Consider the following 6,271-nt stretch of genomic DNA (forward strand, 5'->3'; position numbering starts at 1 on the left):
CTCGACCCGCCGCTGCGTCTGGCGGTGCGCGACCATCGGCCGCATTACCAGGGAGCGCTGACCTTGCTGATCGGTCCGGATCGCCTCGAAGGCGGCTGGTGGGACCGGGTGCCCGCCAAGGACAAGCAGCCGCAGCATCACCGCCAGGTCACCCGCGACTACTGGATTGCCGTCAACGAGAACGCCGGCGTGCTGGCGGTCTATCAGGAACGGCTGCCCGGGGCGGGGAACGAGGGCGACGACAAGGACACCGTGCAGGCGTGGTACCTCCACGGGATGTATGCCTGAGACCGCCCCCTCCGACGCTTCCGACGCTTCCGACGCCCCGGCCCTCCCCGACTACGCCGAGCTGCGCTGCCTCAGCAACTTCAGCTTCCTGAAGGGCGCGAGCTGGCCCGAGGAACTCGTGGCGCGCGCCAAGGAGCTCGGTTATTCCGCGCTCGCGGTCACCGACGAATGCAGCATGGCCGGCATGGTGCGCGCGCACGTGGCCGCGAAGCAGCACGGCATGCCGTTGCTGGTGGGGAGCCAGTTCCTCATGGCGCCCGCCTCGGACGACGAGGGGCCCTTCACGCTGGTCGTCCTGGCCTGCGGCATCAACGGCTACGGCAACCTGTGCCAGTTCATCTCGCGGTTGCGTCGCTCGTCCGAGAAAGGCACCTACCGCTGCACGCGGGTCGACATCGGCCCGCAGACGCTGGACGACTGCGTCGTGATCGCCTGCCCGGACCGGCATGCCACGCCGGCGCAGCTGCTGTCCATGGCGCGCTGGCTGCTGACGCACTTCATGGGGCGTTGCTGGTTGGGCATCGACCAGCCGCAGCACGCGGACGACGAGATCCGCCTGCTGCGCCTGCGCGAGGCTGGCGCGCTGACCGAGATCCCTCTGGTGGCCGTCGGCGACGTCACCATGCATGTGCGCAGCCGCAAGCCGCTGCAGGACGTGCTGACCGCGACACGGCTGGGCAAGCCGCTGACCGACTGCGGCCAGGCCTTGGACCGCAACGCCGAGCGCCACCTGCGCCACCGCAGCCGCCTCGCGCTCAGCTTCCCGACCGAGCTGCTCACCGAGACGCTGCGCGTTGCCGGGCATTGCAAGTTCAGTCTCGATGAGCTGCGCTACCACTACCCGTCCGAGGTCGTGCCCGACGGCCAGACGCCGGCCGGCCATCTGCGCCGGCTCACCTACGAGGGCGCGGGCCGGCGCTGGCCGGCCGGCGTGCCGGCCGCGGCCAGCGAGCAGATCGAGCGCGAGCTCGCGCTGATCGAGGACCTGCGCTACGAGCACTACTTCCTGACGGTGGCCGACATCGTCCACTTCGCGCGCTCGCAGGGCATCCTGTGCCAGGGGCGCGGCAGCGCGGCGAACTCCATCGTCTGCTTCTGCACCGGTGTCACCGAGGTCGATCCGGACCGGATGCAGGTGCTGTTCGAGCGCTTCATCAGCAAGGAGCGCAACGAGCCGCCGGACATCGACATCGACTTCGAGCACGAGCGCCGCGAGGAGGTCATCCAGTACCTCTATCGCAAGTACACGCGCGAACGGGCGGCGCTGGCGGCGGTGGTCATCTCCTACCGCGTGAAGAGCGCGCTGCGCGACGTCGGCAAGGCGCTGGGGTTCGAGCCAGAGGTGCTGGACACGCTGTGCAGCAACCACCAGTGGTGGGACGGCCAGACCATCGACGCGGAGCGGCTGCGCGAGTCCGGGCTCGAGGCCGACGACCTGGCGGTGCAGCAGCTGGTCAAGATCACCTCGGAGCTGCTGGGCTTCCCGCGGCATCTGTCGCAACACCCGGGCGGCTTCGTGCTGACGCACGGGCCGCTGACGCGCATGGTGCCGGTGGAGAACGCGTCGATGCCGGACCGCACCGTCATCGAGTGGGACAAGGACGATCTCGACGCGGTGGGACTGCTCAAGGTCGACGTGCTGGGGCTGGGCATGCTGACGGCGATCCGCAAGACCCTGGACTTCGTCGGCAAGCGCCAGCGTTATCCGTTCGAGCTGAAGGACATCCCGGACGGCGACAAGAAGACCTACGACATGATCCAGCGCGCCGAGACCATCGGTGTGTTCCAGATCGAGAGCCGCGCGCAGCGCAGCATGCTGCCGAGATTGAAGCCCGAGACCTTCTACGACCTGGTCATCGAGGTCGCGATCGTGCGTCCCGGGCCGATCCAGGGCGGCATGGTGCATCCCTACCTGCAGCGCCGTCAGGGCTTCGAGAAGGTCGTTTATCCCCAGGGGCTGGAGACGGTCCTGGAGCGCACGCTGGGCGTGCCGGTGTTCCAGGAGCAGGTGATGCAGATCGCGATGATCGCGGCCGGTTTCTCAGGCGGCGAGGCCGATGAACTGCGACGCTCGATGGCCGCGTGGAAGCGCAAGGGCAACCTCGAGAAGTACCGCAAGAAGCTGATCGACGGGATGCGGGAACGGGACTATCCGGTGTCCTTCGCCGAACAGATCTTCGAGCAGGTCAAGGGCTTCTCGGAATACGGTTTCCCGGAGTCGCACGCGGCCTCGTTCGCGCTGCTGGTCTACACGAGCAGCTGGCTGAAATGTCACCGCCCGGCGGAATTCCTGGCGGGCCTGCTGAACGCGCAGCCGCTCGGCTTCTATTCGCCGAGCCAGCTGGTGCAGGAGGCCAGACGCCAGGGCGTCGAGGTGCTGCCGCCGGACGTGATGCACAGCGACTGGGACTGCACGCTGGAGCGCGCGGATGGCCGCGTCATCCGGCCGGCGCGGCGCGGCGAGGCGGCCGACACGATCGATGCCTTGCCGCTGGACGAGGACGGCATCGTCGTGGAGGACGACGGCGATCCCTTCCTGGACGCACGGGAAGCACTGGCGGCCGACGAGGCGCCGGTGAAGGTGCGGCTGGGCCTGCGGCTGGTCAAGGGCTTGCAGCAGGCCTCGGCGGGACTGATCTGCAGGGAGCGACGGAACGGCCCGTTCAACGACGCGGAGGACCTGGCGCGACGCACCGGGTTGAACCAGCAGCAGATGACGATGCTGGCCTCAGGCGATGCGCTGACCAGCATCAGCGGGCATCGCCGCCAGCAGATGTGGGACGCGGCCGCGCAGCACGCACCGCCGCCGCTGCTGGCCTCGGCGCCGGTACAGGAGGATTTCCTTGCGCTGCCCCAGGCGCCGGAGGGCGAGGAGATCGTCTTCGACTACGCGTCGCTGGGCCTGACGCTGCGGCGCCATCCGCTCTCTCTGCTGCGGCCCTTGCTGCGCGAACAGCGCTGGATGTCGGCCGAGGAACTGCGCGACTTGCCCGACGGCCGCCCGGCGCGGGGCTGTGGCATCGTGACCGTCAAGCAGCAGCCGGCGACGGCCAAGGGCACGATCTTCATCTCGCTCGAAGACGAGACCGGCGACATCCAGGTCATCGTGCACCGCGCGCTGTGGCAGCGGCAGCGCCACGTGATGCTGCATTCAAGGCTGATGGCGGTGAAGGGGAAATGGCAGCGCAGCGGCGACGTGCGCAACCTCATCGCCGGTCACATGGAAGACCTGACCCCGATGCTGGGGCGGTTGAGGACGGAGAGCCGGGATTTTCATTGATCCGACTTCGCCAGCGTCCCCTCGTCGGATGGGCTGTCCACGGCATTCCCCAGCGCAACGAGCTTTCGCATGGCCTGCTTGTCAAACGTCATGAACACTTCCCCGCCCGCAAGACGACCTTCGCAAGCAATGGCGCCGTCGGCAAAATCGCCGCCCAGATCAAGCATCGACAGGCCTGCGGCGACAGCCAGTCGATCCACCTTGACTGCAGGTTTTTCCACGACGCTCCGAATCGCTTCGGCGATATCCTCGCATGCGAACTTGTAGGAGCGTCCCAGCACCCACGCGAATTCGCAAAGGCACGCGACGGTCACGATGACCAACTGCGCCTCAACAAGGAGTCGTGCGGCGGCACGAGCCTGATCGAGATCATCCAGAACGGCGATCCTCACCAAGACATTCGTGTCCACCGTGATCCTCATTTTTCCCCCGCCCATCCACGAGCGATCGTCTCGCTCATCTCCTCGATGGACACCGGACCTGCGCGGCCCCTCGGCACGTTGGCAAGGATGCCGTACAGATCGCTGATGTCACCGGAGCGCGGACCGCGCAACACACAGCAACCGTCCAGCAGAAGATCGATTTCGATCTGTTCTCCGGGCTTCACCTTCATCTGCTGCAGGACCAGTGGGTCCAACTGGATGGTCCTCCTTTGCGACACGGTCATCGGCAACAGGTCGATCGTCAAGACGCTCATGAAACGCGCTCCTTCGAAATCCGTTTGAGAGCTGAAAGCCTAGCTCTCAGTGCCTATGAAAAACCGCATCTCCCCCTGACTTCCGTCAATGGTGGGAGAGATCGCCAGACCTCCCCCGGATGTAGGTCCCGTCCGACGATCGCATGCGACCTTGTGGGGATGCCCGTGGAACGCGGCTTGCGGAAAGATGGTTTCAACTGTCCTTCTGCCGACTTCGCCGCCGACCTCGCAGGTCACACCGGAAAGTCGGCCTCAAGACCATGAAGAAGATCGCCGCCCTTGCCCATGCAATGCCCGATGCGCTGCCCGTGCCGGCACCGGTCATCTGTTCCCCGTCGTGGGCCCTGCTCGGCATCGAGCCGCTGCGCGCCGCGATGGAATATGCGAGCTGCCGGATGATGGACCGCAGCGGTCATCCACCCGGCGACGGGCACCCCGTCGTCGTGTTCCCCGGCCTCGCGGCCGACGCGCAGTCGATCGCGCCGCTGGTGGGTTTCTGCCACGGTCTCGGCTACGCGGCGCGCGACTGGGGTCGCGGCATCAACACCGGCCCGACCGGCGACATCGACCTGTGGCTGGACACGCTCGCCGCCGACATCGAGGCGCTCGTCGCCGGACAGTCGCAGCCGGTCTCGCTGGTGGGATGGAGCCTGGGCGGCATCTACGCGCGCGAGATCGCCAAGCGCATCTCGCTGCCGGTGCGGCAGGTCATCACCATCGGCACGCCGATCACCGGCGAGGCGACACAGACCAACGTCAGTCTGATCTACCGCTGGGTCAACGGTTCGCTGCCGGTGCTCGACGACGACTTCAAGTCGCGGCTCATCGCCGCACCGCAGGTGCCGACGACCTCGATCTACAGCCGCAGCGACGGCGTCGTCGCGTGGCAGGCCTGTGTGCAGCCCGAGGACCATCCGATGGTCGAGAACGTCGAGGTGGACGGCAGCCACTGCGGCCTGGTCTGGAACCCCGCGGTGCTCAAGGTCGTCGCGGATCGCCTATCCCATGCACCCGGCACGTGGCGTCGGTATGGCGACGGCGCCGATGTCGCCGCGGCGGTCACCGCCTAGCCAGTGAACTGGAAACGACGCTCGCGGCGCTCGCGCCGGTCGCGCGGATGAGCAGAAACGGGGTGCAGTCCAGAGCTGCACCCCGCTTCGGCTTTGGCACTTCGATTTTTGCCCTGTGGTCTCGACCTTTCGGTCTTGGCCTTGACGCATCGCGCGGGACCGGGTCCCGCGCGTTCCTGACGACTACCTGATCAACGCGATCAGGATGATGATGGGAATGGGCACACCCAGGAAAAAGAGCAGCAACGATCGCATGTGAGTTCTCCTTGTCTCAATCGATGAGGTCGCGTTGCCGGCCGCCGACGGTGGCCAGCAGGCTCGCGGTGAAAGCGCCGATCAGCAGCGCGACGACCATCCACAGCGCCGTCGTCAACGCCGTCTTGCGGGCCGCGTCCGCCGCTTCGCGGGCCCGGGTCTCCAGCGCCTGTGCTTCGGCGCGGGCGCGCTGCAGCGTCTCGGTGACGCGGCGTTCAGCTTCGGCCTGGGTCAGCCCCGTGCGTTGGGCCACGAGCTGCGACGCCGCCCGCGTGTCCTCCGGCGACAAGGTGCCACCATCGCGCAGCGCACGGACCAGCAGGCGGTTCAGCGACGCCGACGACTGCTCGTCCGCATGGACCATCGAGGCATCCGGCCATGCGCGCAGCGTGGCCGGGTTGGCGCCCGCAGGCGGCACCGAGGTCGCTGCCGTCGTTGTTGTCGCGGTGGGCGAGGGACGCAGCAGCGTGTCCACGTAGTAGCCGAAGTCGCCACTGCCGAGCGTGGTCCGGGCCGTCGCGCCCGCGGCGCCGCCCTTCGCGCCGGACTCATCGGTGGCCGCTCCGGCCGCCGCAGTCGCCGCCACGCCTGTCGCCGCCGTGCCGGCCGCTACCGCCGCGCCCTTCACGCCGATCCCGGCGATCGCGCCTACCGAGGCGCTCAGCACCGCAGCCGTGAACA

The 6,271-nt window shown here is 67.7% G+C and carries 4 protein-coding genes and 2 pseudogenes; 3 read left to right on the forward strand and 3 right to left on the reverse strand.

From position 1 onward, the window contains the following. Both VF536_RS11410 and VF536_RS11415 read left to right on the forward strand, forming a co-directional pair. Window positions 1–288 (forward strand): annotated as a pseudogene (locus VF536_RS11410) (DNA polymerase Y family protein); the annotation flags it as partial. Further along, the gene (locus VF536_RS11415; RefSeq protein ID WP_331614965.1) at window positions 281–3,568 is read left to right on the forward strand and encodes an error-prone DNA polymerase; all 3,288 of its coding nucleotides are present in this window, start codon (window positions 281–283) and stop codon (window positions 3,566–3,568) included. The pseudogene VF536_RS11410 and the gene VF536_RS11415, both read left to right, overlap by 8 nt. Here VF536_RS11415 and VF536_RS11420 read toward each other — a convergent pair. Continuing rightward, window positions 3,562–3,978, reverse strand: coding sequence for a type II toxin-antitoxin system VapC family toxin (locus VF536_RS11420; protein ID WP_331614966.1), 417 nt, complete (start codon window positions 3,976–3,978; stop codon window positions 3,562–3,564). The genes VF536_RS11415 and VF536_RS11420 overlap by 7 nt on opposite strands. An 8-nt stretch (window positions 3,979–3,986) precedes the next feature. Beyond that, window positions 3,987–4,265: a hypothetical protein gene (locus tag VF536_RS11425; protein ID WP_331614967.1), complete on the reverse strand. Its 279-nt coding sequence runs from the start codon at window positions 4,263–4,265 to the stop codon at window positions 3,987–3,989. A 260-nt stretch (window positions 4,266–4,525) separates the two neighbouring features. Between VF536_RS11425 and VF536_RS11430 the strand changes: the two genes are divergently transcribed. Further along, window positions 4,526–5,335 carry an alpha/beta hydrolase gene (locus tag VF536_RS11430; protein ID WP_331614968.1) on the forward strand — a complete coding sequence of 270 codons (810 nt, stop codon included), beginning with the start codon at window positions 4,526–4,528 and terminating at the stop codon, window positions 5,333–5,335. A 271-nt stretch (window positions 5,336–5,606) separates the two neighbouring features. On the opposite strand, the pseudogene VF536_RS11435 reads toward VF536_RS11430, so the two are convergent. Next, window positions 5,607–6,271, reverse strand: a pseudogene (locus VF536_RS11435) (hypothetical protein); the annotation flags it as partial.

Origin of the sequence: Roseateles sp. (genome assembly GCF_036486225.1) — a bacterium.
Taxonomy (GTDB): domain Bacteria; phylum Pseudomonadota; class Gammaproteobacteria; order Burkholderiales; family Burkholderiaceae_C; genus Roseateles.